The sequence below is a fragment of the Streptomyces sp. NPDC017246 genome (assembly GCF_044331325.1).
Lineage (GTDB): Bacteria > Actinomycetota > Actinomycetes > Streptomycetales > Streptomycetaceae > Streptomyces.
The window spans coordinates 268,230-283,888 of record NZ_JBIRMW010000001.1 but is presented as its reverse complement, the minus strand read 5'-3'; the positions used below and the strand labels follow the sequence as shown (position 1 = coordinate 283,888).

Annotated in this window: 13 protein-coding genes; 7 read left to right on the top strand and 6 right to left on the bottom strand. The window is 72.1% G+C overall.

Features of this window, described 5'->3' with window-relative positions; translation table 11 throughout:
- Positions 1-147: 147 nt before the first annotated feature.
- Positions 148-396, top strand: a complete 249-nt coding sequence (locus ACH4MY_RS01330) for a DUF6243 family protein (RefSeq protein WP_397995843.1) — start codon at positions 148-150, stop codon at positions 394-396.
- Positions 397-486: 90 nt separating this feature from the next.
- On the opposite strand, the gene ACH4MY_RS01325 is transcribed toward ACH4MY_RS01330, so the two are convergent.
- Positions 487-1,977, bottom strand: coding sequence for an MFS transporter (locus tag ACH4MY_RS01325; RefSeq protein ID WP_397995841.1), 1,491 nt, complete (start codon positions 1,975-1,977; stop codon positions 487-489).
- 53 nt (positions 1,978-2,030) lie between these two features.
- Here ACH4MY_RS01325 and ACH4MY_RS01320 point away from each other — a divergent pair, with 53 nt between their 5' ends.
- Positions 2,031-2,963, top strand: coding sequence for a helix-turn-helix domain-containing protein (locus ACH4MY_RS01320; RefSeq protein ID WP_397995839.1), 933 nt, complete (start codon positions 2,031-2,033; stop codon positions 2,961-2,963).
- Here ACH4MY_RS01320 and ACH4MY_RS01315 read toward each other — a convergent pair.
- On the bottom strand, positions 2,950-4,401 hold the full coding sequence (locus ACH4MY_RS01315; RefSeq protein WP_397995836.1) for an MFS transporter: 1,452 nt from the start codon (positions 4,399-4,401) through the stop codon (positions 2,950-2,952). The genes ACH4MY_RS01320 and ACH4MY_RS01315 overlap by 14 nt on opposite strands.
- Before the next feature lie 52 nt (positions 4,402-4,453).
- Here ACH4MY_RS01315 and dusB point away from each other — a divergent pair, with 52 nt between their 5' ends.
- The 3 genes from dusB (at position 4,454) to ACH4MY_RS01300 (ending at position 10,247) form a co-directional block, all read left to right on the top strand.
- Positions 4,454-5,590, top strand: coding sequence for a tRNA dihydrouridine synthase DusB (gene dusB / locus ACH4MY_RS01310; protein ID WP_397995833.1), 1,137 nt, complete (start codon positions 4,454-4,456; stop codon positions 5,588-5,590).
- Between the two features lie 355 nt (positions 5,591-5,945).
- Entirely contained in the window at positions 5,946-8,657 is a 2,712-nt protein-coding gene (gene ppdK, locus ACH4MY_RS01305; RefSeq protein WP_397995830.1) for a pyruvate, phosphate dikinase, read from the top strand.
- Between the two features lie 567 nt (positions 8,658-9,224).
- Positions 9,225-10,247: a helix-turn-helix domain-containing protein gene (locus ACH4MY_RS01300; RefSeq protein WP_397995828.1), complete on the top strand. Its 1,023-nt coding sequence runs from the start codon at positions 9,225-9,227 to the stop codon at positions 10,245-10,247.
- 37 nt (positions 10,248-10,284) lie between these two features.
- Here ACH4MY_RS01300 and ACH4MY_RS01295 read toward each other — a convergent pair whose 3' ends face one another.
- Positions 10,285-11,442, bottom strand: a complete 1,158-nt coding sequence (locus tag ACH4MY_RS01295) for an alkaline phosphatase PhoX (RefSeq protein ID WP_397995825.1) — start codon at positions 11,440-11,442, stop codon at positions 10,285-10,287.
- A 239-nt stretch (positions 11,443-11,681) separates the two neighbouring features.
- On the opposite strand from ACH4MY_RS01295, the gene ACH4MY_RS01290 reads away from it, so the two are divergent.
- A complete protein-coding gene (locus ACH4MY_RS01290; RefSeq protein ID WP_397995822.1) occupies positions 11,682-12,131 on the top strand; it encodes a group III truncated hemoglobin in 450 nt (149 codons plus the stop codon).
- A gap of 111 nt (positions 12,132-12,242) precedes the next feature.
- Positions 12,243-12,659: a VOC family protein gene (locus ACH4MY_RS01285; protein WP_397995819.1), complete on the top strand. Its 417-nt coding sequence runs from the start codon at positions 12,243-12,245 to the stop codon at positions 12,657-12,659.
- A gap of 12 nt (positions 12,660-12,671) precedes the next feature.
- On the opposite strand, the gene ACH4MY_RS01280 is transcribed toward ACH4MY_RS01285, so the two are convergent.
- From ACH4MY_RS01280 to ACH4MY_RS01270, 3 genes are all read right to left on the bottom strand, one after another.
- Entirely contained in the window at positions 12,672-13,436 is a 765-nt protein-coding gene (locus ACH4MY_RS01280) for an SDR family NAD(P)-dependent oxidoreductase (RefSeq protein ID WP_397995817.1), read from the bottom strand.
- Between the two features lie 111 nt (positions 13,437-13,547).
- Entirely contained in the window at positions 13,548-14,951 is a 1,404-nt protein-coding gene (locus ACH4MY_RS01275; protein ID WP_397995814.1) for an MFS transporter, read from the bottom strand.
- A gap of 93 nt (positions 14,952-15,044) precedes the next feature.
- The gene (locus ACH4MY_RS01270; protein ID WP_397995811.1) at positions 15,045-15,629 is read right to left on the bottom strand and encodes a TetR/AcrR family transcriptional regulator; all 585 of its coding nucleotides are present in this window, start codon (positions 15,627-15,629) and stop codon (positions 15,045-15,047) included.
- Between the last annotated feature and the right edge of the window lie 30 nt (positions 15,630-15,659).

Below are 15,659 nucleotides of genomic sequence, written 5' to 3'. Positions count from 1 at the left end.
TACGGCCGAAGAGCGCGAAAAGCGGATGCCGGGGGAGGAGGCCCCCGGGTAGCGTCACCGGCATGTCTTCTTCGTTCTTCCAGATCTACGAGTGAGCGCGCCGCGCAGGCGACCGACCACCGCACACCTCACTGACGGGAGAACCCCATGGCCAGGCGCAACAACCTCCTCGGCGTCGGAGGGCAGCGCAAGAAGCTGTCCCGCGCCGACCAGCACGGCGCGGTCCAGGGCGGTGCCGCCCGCGGCACGGCCGACGACCGCAAGCAGGAGCTCCTGAAGAAGATGCGCGAGCGCGCCCAGGGAGCCGTGACCGGCGAGAGCGACCGGAGCGCCGAGACCGACCGGAGCGCGGAGAGCACCGGCACCACCGGCACCACCGGCACCGGCCGGGAGTAGTCGCGGTCACCCGCATGACGAAGGGCCCGGGGTGTTCGCCACCCCGGGCCCTTCGCCCGTCCCGGCCTCGGCGGCCCCGCCGCCCGCCGTCTACGCCACCGTCCGCGGCAGCCGCAGCGCCAGCAGGGCCGTGACCAGGGCCATCGCCACCTGCAGGAGGACCGTCACCGTCAACGGCGTCCCCGAGTCCGCGGGGGCGGACGCGGTGAGACCCAGATAGAGCGTGCCGAGGGTCGCGACCCCCAGGGTCAGGGCCGTCTGCTGCGTGGTCACCATCACGCCGCTGCCCACGCCCGCCCGCTCCGCCGGAACCTCCGAGAGCACCACCCGGAAGAGCACCGGGAGCTGCAGGCCCTGCCCGACACCCGCGATCGCCATGCCGGGGATCAGGCTCAGCACCGACAGGTCCGGCCAGGAGCGCCACGCGGTCAGGGCGATCAGCCCGAGGCCGAGGGCCTGGAGCAGGGCGCCCACCGCCACCACGCGCGTGCCCCAGCGCCGCACCAGCCGGGGGCCCGCGAGCGAGGTCCCGAAGAAGGCCACCGCCATCGGGACGAGCGCCAGGCCCGAGGCCACCGCGCCCAGGCCCAGGCCCTGCTGGAGCGCGACCGCGATCACGAACATGAAGCCGCCGAAGCCGCCGGAGAGCGGCAGGACGAGGATCAGACCGCGCCGCAGCGACACCAGGTCGAGCAGGCTCGGCGGGACCAGCGGGGTGCGGCCCCGGCGGTCCGCCCGCCGCTCCACCCACCAGAAGGCCGTCGCGGCGAACGGGAACACGGCCAGCGAGACCCATGTCCACAGCGGCCAGCCCGCCGCCCGGCCCTCCGTCAGCGGGGCGAGCAGGGTGAGCAGCGAGACCGCGAGCAGCAGCGTGCCCGCCACGTCCACCGGCGCCGGGCGGTCCGAACGGGTCTCCGGGACCGCACGGAGGGCCAGGACGAGGCCCGCCACCGCCACCGGCACGTTCACCAGGAACACCGCACGCCAGCCGGAGCCCGCGAGGTCGGCGGCCACGAGCACCCCGCCGAGGATCTGCCCCGTCACCATGGAGAGCCCGGCGGTCGCCCCGTACAGGCTCAGCGCCTTGGCCCGCCGGGCGCCCTCCGTGGAGGAGTGGATGGTCGCGAGGACCTGCGGCAGCATCAGCGCCGCCGCGGCGCCCTGCGCCACCCGCGCCCCGACCAGGGTCCAGGCGTCCGGGGCGAGCCCGCAGGCGAGCGAGGTGAGACCGAAGGCGGCCATGCCCGCGAGGAAGAGCCGGCGCCGCCCGAAGAGGTCGCCGAGGCGCCCGCCGAGGACGAGCAGCACGGCGTACGACAGGCCGTACCCGGCGACGATCAGTTCGAGGAGCGCCGGGCCGGCCGCCAGGTCGTGGTCGATGGACGGCAGGGCGACATTGACGATGAAGAAGTCGATCAGCGGCAGCGCGGCACCGAGGAGGACGGTGAACAGGCCGAGCGGCCCGAGGGCCGGGCGGTCGTGGGCGGCGGCGGGTGCGCCGGTCCGGGGGGTTACGGAGGTCGAAGTCACCTCGTCGACGATCCGCGCTCCTTCAGCCTGGTACCAGAGTCTCTTCATCCTGGTACAAGCACTACCTGGCAATGGGCTCGCCGCCGTAGCACCCTGGGAGCGTGACGACCGCGACGACCGCCGAACCTGAGACCCGGCGACACGAACTCGCCGCCTTCCTGCGCAGCCGACGGGAGCGCATCACTCCCGAACAGGTGGGCCTGCCCCGGGGGCGCCGCCGCCGCACCCCCGGCCTGCGGCGCGAGGAGGTCGCCCATCTCTCCGCCGTCGGCGTCACCTGGTACACCTGGCTCGAACAGGCCCGTGACATCACCGTCTCCTCGCAGGTCCTCGACGCCCTCGCCGACGCCCTGCTCCTCGACCCCACCGAGCGGAGCCATCTTTTCGCCCTCGCCGGACAGGCCGACCCGCACCCCGGCGCGCCCTGCCCGGCCGTGACCCCCGCGCTGCGCACGCTCCTGGAGCAGCTGGAGCCCGTCCCCGCCGTCGTCCAGAACAGCCGGTACGACTTCCTCGCCCACAACCGCACCTTCGGACGGCTCTACTGCGACCTCGACGCGCTGCCCCGCGAGGACCGCAACACCCTCTGGCTCGCCTTCACGAACGACGACTTCCGGGCCGCCCTCGCCGACATCCCCGACGTCCTGCGCGCGATGGTCGGCAAGCTCCGCGCCTCCATGGCCGAGCACCTGGCCGAACCCGCCTGGAAGGAGCTGGTCCAGCGGCTCCAGGAGGCCTCCCCGGAGTTCCGGGAGCTGTGGGCCCGGCACGACGTCGCCGATCTCGGCAGCCGCGCCAAGGTCATCCGCAACGCCCACGTCGGCGTGCTGCACCTGGAACACACCAACCTCTGGCTCGGGCCGGCGGCCGGGCCGCGCCTCGTCACCTACGTACCCCTCGACAAGGAGTCCCGGGCGGGGCTCGAACGGCTCCTCGACCTTGCCGTCCGCGAGGAGGAGACCCTTCGGGAGGCGGCCCTGCGGGACGGGCTCAGGAGCCCCGCCGTCCTCGGTGGGGCTCTCACCGCCGCCTGAGGCCCGGCCGCACCCCGGCCCGGGGTTCGTCCTCGGCCGCCAGGCGCCGAGCCGTCCGCCCGGCCGTGCGTCGGGCCCACTTCCCGCTGGTCAGCGCCCCGACCGCGAGGACCGCGAGCCCGCACGCCGTCACGACCCAGTAGGCCGGCCGGGCCGCCGCCGCGAAGTCGTCCGGGGACATCCCCGGGCCCACCCCGGCCGCCAGCACCGCGCCGACGACCGCCACTCCGAGCGTCTGCCCGACCTGGCGGCTCGTCGAGGCCACCGCCGCCGCGACCCCGGCCTGCGCGCGGGGCATCCCGGAGACGGCGGTGTTGGTGATGGGCGCGTTCACCAGGCCGAAGCCGATGCCGAAGAGCACGTACCCGGCGAAGAGCAGCGGATCGCCGCTCCCGGCCCCGAAGGCCGCGAAGAGCAGCGCCCCCGTCGTCATCGCCGTCCCCGCGAGGAGCAGCGGGAGACGGGGCCCGCGCGCGCCCGTGAGCCGTCCGGACAGCGGGGCGAAGACGAAGGTCATGCCCGCCATCGGCAGGACGTAGAGGCCGGCGTCCAGCGGGGAGAGACCGCGCACCTCCTGGAGGTACAGGGTGTTCAGGAACAGGAAGCCGGCGAAGCCCGAGAAGGCGCAGACCGCGACGACGGTGGCCCCGCTGAACGGCGCGCTGCGGAAGAACCGCAGGTCGATCAGGGGTTCGCGGCGCCTCGGCTCGTACACGAGGACTCCGGCGAGTGCCGCGACCGCGATCCCGGCGAAGAGCGGGTCGGACTCGATGATCGCGTACGTCAGCGAGCCGAGGAGCGCCGCCACCAGGAGCTGTCCGACCGGGTCGGCGCGCCGGGGGCGGGGCGCGCGGGACTCGGGGACGTACCGCAGGGTGAGCACGAGGGCGACCAGGGCGACCGGCAGATTGACCCAGAAGATCGCCCGCCAGCCGACCGACTCGACGAGCAGACCGCCCACCAGCGGCCCCAGGGCCAGGGAGATGCCGACGACCGCACCCCAGGCGCCGATGGCACGCGCGCGTGCGGCGGGTTCGGTGAAGGTGTTGGTGATGATCGACATGGCGACCGGGTTGAGCATCGAGCCGCCCACGGCCTGCACCGCGCGGAAGGCGATCAGCGCCTCCAGGTTCGGCGCGAGGGAGCAGAGCAGTGAGCCGAGCGCGAAGACGACCAGGCCGGTCATGAAGACCTTGCGGCGGCCGACGCGGTCGGCGGTGGAGCCCGCGAGCATGAGCAGGGAGGCGAGGACCAGGGTGTACGCGTCGATGACCCACTGCAGTCCGGCGACGGAGGCGCCCAGGTCGCGCCGCAGGGAGGGCAGGGCGACATTGAGCGCGGTGTTGTCCAGGCTGACGATCAGCAGACTCATGCAGCAGATCGCCAGGACGACGAGTTGCCGGCCCCGGGGGAGCTGCGAGCGTGTGAGCTCGGGCATGTTCGGATAGTACGGCTAACTAATGACCGCCGCAGTACGCGACAATGGGCCAATGACCGCGTTCTCCCCTCTTGCCATCGGCCCGCACATCGTGGAGCCGCCGGTGGTGCTCGCCCCCATGGCCGGCATCACCAACGCCCCCTTCCGTACCCTCTGCCGCGAGTTCAGCGGCGGCAAGGGGCTGTTCGTGAGCGAGATGATCACGACGCGCGCCCTGGTCGAGCGCAACGAGAAGACGATGCAGCTCATCCGCTTCGACGCGACCGAGCAGCCGCGCTCGATCCAGCTGTACGGCGTGGACCCGGTGACGGTCGGCAAGGCCGTACGGATGATCGTCGACGAGGACCTCGCCGACCACATCGACCTGAACTTCGGCTGCCCGGTCCCCAAGGTGACGCGGAAGGGCGGCGGCTCGGCCCTGCCCTACAAGCGGCCGCTGCTGCGCGCGATCCTGAACGAGGCCGTGACCAACGCGGGCGACCTGCCGGTCACGATGAAGATGCGCAAGGGCATCGACGACGACCACATCACCTTCCTGGACGCGGGCCGGATCGCGGTGGAGGAGGGCGTCACGGCGATCGCCCTGCACGGGCGGACGGCGGCCCAGCACTACGGCGGTACGGCGGACTGGGACGCGATCGCGCGCCTCAAGGAGCATGTGCCCGAGATCCCGGTGCTCGGCAACGGCGACATCTGGTCCGCCGACGACGCCCTGCGGATGATGCGCGAGACGGGCTGTGACGGCGTGGTCGTCGGACGCGGCTGCCTGGGGCGGCCGTGGCTCTTCGCGGACCTGGTGGCGGGCTTCGAGGGCACCGGCGCCTATGCCGCGCCCGGGCTGCGGGTGGTCGCGGACGCGATGGTGCGGCACGCGCGGCTGCTCGGCGAGTGGCTCGGCGACGAGGCACGCGGTGTCATCGACTTCCGCAAGCATGTGGCCTGGTACCTGAAGGGCTTCTCGGTGGGTTCCGAGATGCGCAAGAAGCTCGCGGTCACCTCCTCCCTGGACGAGCTGAGCGCTCAGTTGAGCGAGCTGGACCTGGATCAGTCGTGGCCGGTGGGTGCGGACGGCCCGCGTGGCCGTACGTCCGGAAACAACCGAGTTGTCCTGCCTGACGGCTGGTTGAAGGACCCGTACGACTGCTCCGGCGTGAGCGAGGAAGCCGAGCTGGACACGTCCGGCGGCTGAGATTCGGCCTTTCCGGGGGAGTGATCCTCGCCACCCTTGAGGGGGGTGGTGCTCAGATGAGCAGGTTATGAACGGCTGCACCGCCTGAAGGGTGGCACGGGGTGCCACCCTTTTTGCGTTCAAGAATTGAACGCAAGTGCTCGTATGCGCGCTCATTCGAGCGACTTCCCTCTGCTTTGAGTCATGCAGCCTTCGGGGTCTGAAAACGGAAGCTACCTGCTGGTTACTTTCGAAGTGCTGGCGGACGGGTGGTTAAGGCCACGTGACCGCTAGGCGTACCTCCCCAGAAGCCTTCGATCTGGGTATGTTCCTCGCCGTCAGGGCAGCCAACCGAGTCATCGAGGAGTCGGGACCCGTGTCGGAAAACAATGATCAGAAGTTCGTGTACGACTTCACCGAGGGCAACAGGGACCTGAAGGACCTGCTCGGTGGCAAGGGCGCGAACCTGGCCGAGATGACCAACCTCGGTCTGCCGGTCCCTCCCGGGTTCACGATCACCACCGAGGCGTGCAAGGTCTACCTCGAGAGCGGCTCGGAGCCGGTCGAGCTCCGCGACGAGGTGAGCGCCCACCTCGACGCCCTCGAGCAGCGGATGGGCAAGAAGCTGGGCCAGGCGGACGACCCGCTGCTGGTGTCCGTCCGCTCCGGAGCCAAGTTCTCCATGCCGGGCATGATGGACACGGTCCTCAACATCGGCCTCTCCGACGCGTCCGTCGTCGGACTCGCCCGCCAGGCCGACAACGAGCGCTTCGCGTGGGACTCGTACCGCCGCCTCATCCAGATGTTCGGCAAGACCGTCCTCGGCGTCGAGGGCGAGCTCTTCGAGGACGCGCTGGACGAGGCCAAGGCCGCGAAGAAGGTCGCCAGCGACACCGACCTCGACGCCGCCGACCTGAAGAAGGTCGTCAAGGGCTTCAAGAAGATCGTGAAGGCCGAGACCGGCCGCGACTTCCCCCAGGACCCGCGTGAGCAGATGGACCTCGCCATCGAGGCTGTCTTCAACTCCTGGAACACCGACCGCGCCAAGCTGTACCGCCGCCAGGAGCGCATCCCCGGCGACCTCGGCACCGCGGTCAACATCTGCTCGATGGTCTTCGGCAACCTCGGCCCGGACTCCGGCACCGGCGTCGCCTTCACCCGCGACCCCGCCTCCGGCCACGCCGGCGTCTACGGCGACTACCTGCAGAACGCGCAGGGCGAGGACGTCGTCGCCGGTATCCGCAACACCGTGCCGCTGGCCGACCTCGAGTCGATCGACAAGACGTCGTACGACCAGCTCATGCACATCATGAACACGCTGGAGACCCACTACAAGGATCTCTGCGACATCGAGTTCACCATCGAGCGCGGCCAGCTCTGGATGCTCCAGACCCGCGTCGGCAAGCGCACCGCCGGTGCCGCCTTCCGCATCGCCACGCAGCTCGTGGACCAGGGCCTGATCGACGAGGCCGAGGCGCTCCAGCGCGTCACCGGCGCCCAGCTCGCCCAGCTGATGTTCCCCAAGTTCGACGAGGACGCCAAGGTCGACCAGATCGGGCGCGGCATCGCCGCCTCCCCGGGCGCCGCGGTCGGCAAGGCCGTCTTCGACTCGTACACCGCCGTCAAGTGGTCCCGGTCCGGCGAGAAGGTCATCCTGATCCGCCGCGAGACCAACCCGGACGACCTGGACGGCATGATCGCCGCCGAGGGCATCCTCACCTCCCGCGGCGGCAAGACCTCGCACGCCGCCGTCGTCGCCCGCGGCATGGGCAAGACCTGTGTCTGCGGCGCCGAGGAGCTCGAGGTCGACACCAAGCGCCGCCGGATGACCACCTCCGACGGCCAGGTCGTCGAGGAGGGCGACGTCGTCTCCATCGACGGCTCCACCGGCAAGGTGTACCTCGGTGAGGTACCCGTCGTACCGTCCCCGGTCGTCGAGTACTTCGAGGGCCGCATGCACGCCGGCGCCGACGACGCCGACGAGCTCGTCGCCGCCGTGCACCGGATCATGGCCTACGCCGACCGCGTCCGCCGGCTGCGCGTCCGCGCCAACGCCGACAACGCCGAGGACGCCAACCGCGCCCGCCGCTTCGGCGCCCAGGGCATCGGCCTGTGCCGTACCGAGCACATGTTCCTCGGCGAGCGCCGCCAGTTCGTCGAGCGGCTGATCCTGGCCGACACGGACACCGAGCGCGACCAGGCCCTGGAAGCCCTCCTGCCGCTGCAGAAGACCGACTTCGTCGAGCTCTTCGAGGCCATGGACGGGCTGCCCGTCACGGTCCGGCTGCTCGACCCGCCGCTGCACGAGTTCCTGCCCGACATCACCGAGCTGTCGGTACGCGTGGCTCTCGCCGAGTCCCGCAAGGAGCCGCACGAGAACGACCTGCGCCTGCTCCAGGCCGTGCACCGGCTGCACGAGCAGAACCCGATGCTGGGTCTGCGCGGTGTCCGCCTCGGCCTGGTCATCCCCGGCCTGTTCACCATGCAGGTCCGGGCGATCGCCGAGGCCGCGGCCCAGCGCATCGACGCCAAGGGCGACCCGCGCGTCGAGATCATGATCCCGCTCGTCGGCACCGTCCAGGAGCTGGAGATCGTCCGCGAGGAGGCCGAGCAGGTCATCGCCGAGGTCCGGGCCCGGACCGGCGTGGAGCTCAAGCTCGCGCTCGGCACCATGATCGAGCTGCCGCGCGCCGCCGTGACCGCCGGTCAGATCGCCGAGGCCGCCGAGTTCTTCTCCTTCGGCACCAACGACCTGACGCAGACGGTCTGGGGCTTCTCCCGCGACGACGTGGAGGCCTCGTTCTTCACCGCGTACCTGGAGAAGGGCATCTTCGGCGTCAGCCCCTTCGAGACCATCGACAAGGACGGTGTCGGCGCGCTCGTGCGCAGCGCCGTCGAGGCCGGCCGCGCCACCCGCCCCGACATCAAGCTCGGTGTCTGCGGCGAGCACGGCGGCGACCCGGAGTCGGTGCACTTCTTCCACGAGGTCGGTCTCGACTACGTCTCCTGCTCGCCCTTCCGGATCCCGGTGGCGCGACTGGAGGCCGGCCGCGCGGCGGCCGAGTCGAAGGGCAGCGACAGCCGCTGAGTCCTGCTGAACGGGGGGTCAGGAGTGGCGGTCGGGCCCTCCTGAACCCCCGTTCAGCAGCGGGAATCACGGAACCACCTCGGTACGGCCGGGGTCGCGGTCGGTCATCTCTCCACCCTCACCGGCGGGCGGCGGCTCCGGAAACACAGCGACGGGACGGACACCTTTGTGTGGAGGTGTCCGTCCCGTCGTTTGTTTGTTGAGCGGATGTGAGTAGTTGTTCAATTGCCTCTGATTGAATTATTGGCCATTGAACTTCTTCGCTTCCTCACCGCAAAGAATGGAGCGGGCGCGACCCCCGGATCCCCACCCGGAGGCCGCGCCCTTTACCGATGCCGGGCAGGTGAGCCGCAACCTCGCCGACCGCCGCCGGACGGGCAAAGCCCCCCACGGTCTTCACCACGTCACCTCGGTCCTGAAGGTTTCCTGCCCGACCCGTACAGCTTTTCGGTTCCGCCCCGATTGCCGCGATGCTTTTCAACTGTGGCTGAAACACCCTGGTAACGTGCAGTGATGCTGTGCATACTCGTTGTCGGGGGTGGTTGCGAGTGCACAGGTGGGGACGTCATGCTGCGGATTCATTTCACCGGAAACGACCTGGCGGGGGTGCGAACGGCCGCCCGGCCGGACGTTCTGTGGGAAACGATTCTGAGCTTTCACCGTTTAAGGGACCGGCGGGGCCCCGTCGTCTTCGGAGAATGGCGCTCCGAAACCCGGATGCGGCTCGGCGGTGAGACCCGGCTCCTGGCCGCGCTCGTTCCCAGCCGCGGCTATTTTCCCGACTTCCTGACGCCCGCGGAGGGCGTTCACGGGCTCGACGAAGGCCTCCAGGCGATCCGCGCGACCGACCCCGGCCGGCTGCGCGGCGAGCTCTCCCTGCTTGCCGCGGACCGCTCCGGCGGGCGGACCGTACCCCACTCGCTCCGCGCCCTCACCGACGGCGGCGCCGGGCCCTTCGACCGGCTCATGGGGGCCCTGCGGAGCTACCACCGGGCCGCCGTCGAGCCCTACTGGCCGCACATCCGGGCCCGGGTCGAGGCCGACCGCGCCCGCCGCGGACGCGCTCTCCTGGACGGCGGAGCCGACGAACTCCTCGCCTCGCTGCCGCCGATGCTGCGCTGGCGCGCGCCCGTCCTGGAGGCCGACTATCCGGTCGACCGGGACGTCCACCTCGACGGGAGGGGGCTGCTGCTCCAGCCCTCGTACTTCTGCCGGGGGACCCCCGTCGTGCTGCGCGACCCCGCGCTGCCGCCGGTCCTCGTCTACCCCGTCACCCACGGCGAGGCACCGACCGTCCGCCCGCCCGGCGGCTCCTCGCTCGCCAAACTGGTCGGCCAGACCCGCTCGACCGTCCTGCACGCCATCGGCGACGGCGGTACGACCAGCGAGCTCGCCCGCCGGGCCGGGGTGTCGCTCGCCTCGGCGAGCCAGCACGCGGGCGTCCTGCGCGAGGCCGGGCTCATCGCGACACTGCGCCACGGCAACGCGGTCCTGCACACCCTGACACCGTTGGGCGCCGCCCTGCTCGGCGGCGCCCAACGGAAGGTAGACCTGCGCTGTTACGCGCGGAACGGGGCCGTCACCTCGTAGCCGTCGGAGGGTGGACGGGCCCGTCACCGCGCCGCTGTCACGTGCGGAACGGGCCCGTCACCTCGTAGGTGATGCCGCCGGAGGAGCTGCCGCTCGTGCCCCGCTGGCTGGAGAAGTACAGGCGCCTGCCGTCGGGGGAGAAGGCCGGTCCGGTGATCTCCGAGGAGGACTGGCCGCTGATCCGCAGGAACGGCGCGACGACATCGTCCGGGGTGATCACACAGATCTCCATGTTGCCGCCGTCCTCCGCGACGAACAGGTCGCCCGAGGAGGTGCCGGTGACGTTGTCGACACCGGTGAGCGGGGCGCCGCCGCCGGAGACCAGCGAGTCGTCGTAGGCCAGCTCGTACGTACCGGCGGCGAGGTCGATCTGCCAGACCCGGTTGTCGCCCTTGGTGGTGAACCAGACGGTGTCGTCCGCGTAGTAGCAGCCCTCGCCGCCGTTGAACTTCTTCGCGGCGGCCACCTGGCTGCGGGTCGCGGTCGGCGAGCCGTCCGGGTCCGGCACGTTCTGCCAGGTGAAGGAGCCGGAGGCGGCGGTGCCCGCGACCAGGACCTGGAGGGTGCCGGAGGAGAGGTTGCCCCAGGTGGTCGGGATGAAGCGGTAGAAGCAGCCGTTCGTCTCGTCCTCGGTCAGGTAGACGACCTTGCGGACCGGGTCGGCGGCGGCGGCCTCGTGCTTGAACCGGCCCATCGCGTCACGGCGGTACGCGGTGCCGCCCCACGGATTCGCCTCGTAGACGTAGCCGAGGGACACCTCCTCGCAGGACAGCCAGGTGTTCCACGGGGTGGCGCCGCCCGCGCAGTTCTGCCGGGTGCCCGAGAGGATGCGGTACGCGCCGGTGATCGTGCCGGCCGAGTCGAACCGCACCGCGCTCGCGCCGCCGCTCGGGTTGATCTCCGAGTTCGACACGTAGATCCAGCCCGTGCCGTCGACGAAGCAGGCGCCGCCGTCGGGCGCGCTGTGCCAGGCGTACGAGGTGCCGGGGACCGACTGGCCGGACCGGGCGATCACCCGGCTGGTGAACCCGGCGGGCAGCAGGATGCCGTTCGCGTCCGCCGCACCGAGCGCCCCGTAGGGACCCGCGCCCGGCTGGGCGGGGGCGGCGAAGGCCGCGCCGTGCCACAGACTGCCGCCGAAGGCGGCGGCCGACGTGCCGATGACCGCTCCACGCAGGAAACTGCGTCGCTCCACGTCTCACTCCTGAGAAGGGTGGTGAACCGCCCCGCCACGCCGGTCGGGCGACGGGGTCGCGCGCTTCCGGAACCTAGGAGTACGGAGTTGACTGTGCGGCAACTCGGGGTGAAGGGGAAGAGGCGGGGCGCTGTCGGGCACGCCCCGCCGGACGGGCGCGAGGCGGGGGCGCCGGCCGGTGCGCCCCGGGGGACCTTCGGCACTTGGGGCCGGGCGGGTCCGGAGGGGAGACTGGGCGTATGCGCGCCACCCGGGACATCAGCGATCGTGACGACCTCGACGTGCTGTTGCGCCGTTTCTACACCGCGGCCTTCGCCGATCCGCTCATCGGGCCCTTCTTCACCGAGATCGCCGGCACCGACCTGGAGGCCCATCTGCCGCGCATCACCGACTTCTGGGAGCGTGCCCTCTTCCGTACCGCCGACTACGGCCGTGACGCCTTCGCGCCGCACGCCGCCCTCCACGCCGCCCGGCCCCTCACCGCCGCCCACTTCGGCCGGTGGGTGCAGCTCTGGCACGCCGCCGTCGACGGCCTGCACACCGGGCCGCGGGCCGAGCGGGCCAAGGCGCAGGGCGAGCGGATCGCCCTCGCCCTGCTGCGGCGGCTCGGCGGGCCCGGGGTGGACACCCGAGGCGCGGGCGGCGGATTCGTACCCTTGGCGGCCTTCGAGCTGCGCTCCGTGGCCTGAGCGCAAAAAATCCTCGGGAGAGCGATGAGTTACGGGCAGGAGGCCCGTCTACCTCGTGAAAGCGCCGGAACGCACTCAGCGGGCCGGCCGACCCAAGGAAGAGAGCGCATCATGGCCGCCCCGCAGATGATCTTCGTGAACCTGCCCGTCAAGAGCGTCGACGCCAGCAAGGCCTTCTTCGAGAAGCTGGGCTACTCCAGCAACCCGCGGTTCAGCGACGAGACCACCGCCTGTGTGGTCTTCAGCGACACGATCTTCGCGATGCTGCTCGAAGAGCCCAAGTTCACGTCCTTCATGGCACCCGGCAAGGAACTCTCCGACGCCACCAAGACCACCGAGGTCCTGGTCACCCTGAGCGCCGAGAGCCGCGAGAAGTGCGACGAGCTGGCGGACGCCGCCCTCGCCGCCGGCGGCACCCCGGCGAAGGAGCCGATGGACCTCGGCTTCATGTACGGCCGCTCCTTCACCGACCTGGACGGCCACCACTGGGAGATCTTCTGGATGGACCCGGCGGCCGCCCAGGGCTGAGCCCCGCGCGTGTCAGGCGGAGACGCCGCCGTCGATCACCAGGTCCGTGCCGACGGCGGAGCCCGCCGCGTCCGACGCGAGGTACAGCACGGCCGCCGCCACCTCGGCGGCGGTGGAGATCCGGCCGAGCGGAGACTCCTGCTTCATCCGGACCTCGCGCTCGGCCTCCGTCTCGCCGGGCCGCAGCGACATCGTGGACTCGGCGGCGCCGGGGCTGACCGCGTTGATGCGGACCCCGTCGGCGATGTGGTCCAGGGCCGCGGCCCTGGTCAGCGCCGAGACCGCCGCCTTCGAGACCTGGTAGCCGAAGACCCCCGGGATCCGGACGTGCGGGCCCAGGTTCGACGCGATGTTCACGATCGCCCCGCCGCCGTGCGCCCGCATGTGCGCCACCTCGGCCTGGAGGGCGTGCAGCACCCCCGTGACGTTGATGTCGAGCAGCGTCGCCCAGTCGTCCAGCGGGAAGTCGGCGGCGCTGTGGCCGCCGCCCCGGAAGACCCCCGCGTTGTTCACGGCCACGTCGAGACCCCCGAAGACCTCGACCGTGCGCCGGACCAGCTCCCGGGTGGACTCGGCACTGGCCACGTCGGCGGTGACGGCCGCGGCGGTGCCCCCGGCGGCCTCGATCAGCGCGACCGTCCCGGTGAGCGGTTCGGCGGTACGGCCTGCGGCGACGACCTTGGCGCCCTCGGCGGCGAAGGCGAGCGCGATGGCCCGGCCGAGACCGGAACCGGCGCCGGTGACGAGGACGACGCGGTCGGTGAAGCGTGCGGACATGTCGGTCAACTCCTGTGGGGATGATGGTCGGTTGCTCAGGACCCTGCGATGTGGACCCTGTGATGCGGGCTCTGCGATGCGGACCCTGTGGTGCGGGCCGGGTGGTCGGGGCTATGGGGTGCGGATCGTGGTGACGGCGGCGAGCGCCGCGAACAGGGCGGCGGCCGCCGCCAGCGACACCGCGTCCCCGCCGAGGGTGAGCAGCGCGGCGAAGAGCACGGTCGGCCCCAGCTCCATCGCCGTGTTCAGGACGCCGCCCGCGAGGCCCGCCCGGTGCGCCGGGACGCCCTCGGTGGCCAGGACGGCGGCGCCCGCGAAGGACAGGGCGCCGCCCGCCGGCAGCAGGAGCAGGCCGGGCAGCAGGCCGTACGCGTACGGCACGGAGCCGTCGAAGCCCGCCACGGCGAGCAGTCCGAGGCCGGCGGCGGCCGTCCCGAGTCCTGCCGCGGTCACCCGCCCGGGGCCGTACCGCCCGATCAGCGGGCCCGCGAGCCGTCCCGAGCCGAGCAGGGCGACCGCGAAGGGCACGAAGGCGGCCGAGGTGAGCAGCTCGTTCCAGCCGCGCCGCTGCTGGAACGAGAGGGAGAGCAGGACGAAGACCGTCGCCGTGCCGGCCGCGGTGAGGCCGATCGCCGCCAGGCCGAGGGCCCGGCGGCGATCGCGCAGGAAGTCCGGGGGCAGCAGGGGGTCGGCGGTGCGTCGCTCCACGGCGCCGAAGGCGGCGAGCAGGACGAGCCCGGCGAGGAGGGGCGCGAGGACCGGGGCGGAGCCCCAGGGGTGGGCGTCGGTGAGGACGAGCGCGTAGCTGGCGAGCGTGATCCCGGCGGTGGCGAGCAGGGCGCCGGGGAGGTCGAGGGTGCGGCGGCGGGCCGGGGCCCTGCCGGGCCCGGTCGCGCCCGGGGCCCCGTCGAGCCCGGTCGCGGGCAGCGCTCTCGGCGCGAGCAGCAGGGCCGCGACGGTCACCGTGACGGGGACGGCGAACGTGCCGCGCCAGGAGGTGGCGGCCGCGATCGCCCCGGAGAGCAGGTTCCCCGCCGTCGCGCCGAGCACGGAGAGGCCGCCCCAGGTGGCCATCGCCCTGCCGTACGCGGCCGGTTCGGGGAACAGGGTCCGGAGCAGTGCCATCGCCGCCGGGGCGACGAGCGCCGCGCCGACGCCCTGTCCGAACCGGGCGGCGAGCAGCGCCTCGTATCCGGGGGTGAGCGGGGCGAGGGCGGAGGCGGTGCCGAAGAGCAGGAGGCCCGCGGTGAGGGTCCGGCGTCCGCCGAAGCGGTCGGCGAGCCGTCCGCCGAGGAGGAGCAGTCCGGCGAAGGTCAGTCCGTACGCGGCGCTCAGCAGGATCAGCTGGGCGCGGTCGAGCCGGAACTCGGTGCCGATGCGGGGGAGGGGTACGGCGAGCGACGCGAGAGTGAAGATGAGCGTCATCTGCACGGCCCCGAGGAGCATGAAGCCGCCGCGTGCGAGGCGCCCGTCGGCGGTGCCCCCATGGGGCTCCCGCGCCTTCGTCAACGACATTCCCATCCCCCTGTACTTGACCGTACATTCCAGAATAACCACCGAAGAAAAGGCGCCCCCCGTGGGCGCCCGTTCCTCGGTCCCGCGTCGTCCTCAGTCCAGCAGGCTCAGGGCCTGTTCCGCCGCGTCCCTGACCCTGGCCGGGTCGCTCGACACCTTGCCGACCACGCGGACGCCCTGCAGCAGGACGAGGAGCATCCTCGCCAGCGCGCGCGGGTCCCGGCCGGCCGCGAGTTCGCCCCCGGCGCGGGCCCGGGTGAGCGCCGCGTACAGGAGCGTCTCGACCTGCTCCCAGCTGAGCTCGACCCGGCGTGCCACCGCCGTGTCGTGCGGCCCCAGTTCCGCCGCCGAGTTGGTGACGAAGCAGCCGTTCAGGCGCTGCCCCTCCGCGGACGCCTCGGCGGCGAAGCGGCGGACCAGCGCGCGGACGGCCGGCAGGGCCGGGCCCGGCGCGGACAGCTCCTCGACGAGCCGCGGGTCGCGGGTCTCCAGGTAGCGGTCCATGGCCTTCAGGTACAGCTCGTGCTTGTTCCCGAAGGTCGCGTAGATGCTGGCCCGGCCGACGCCGAGGTGCTCCACGAGGTCCGACATCGTCGTCGCCTCGTAGCCGCGCGCCCAGAACAGTTCGAGTGCGGCCCTGAGCGCGGCGTCGGGATCGAATTCCTTGGTCCTGGCCACAAGGAGACCGTACGACCATCTGGAACGAGC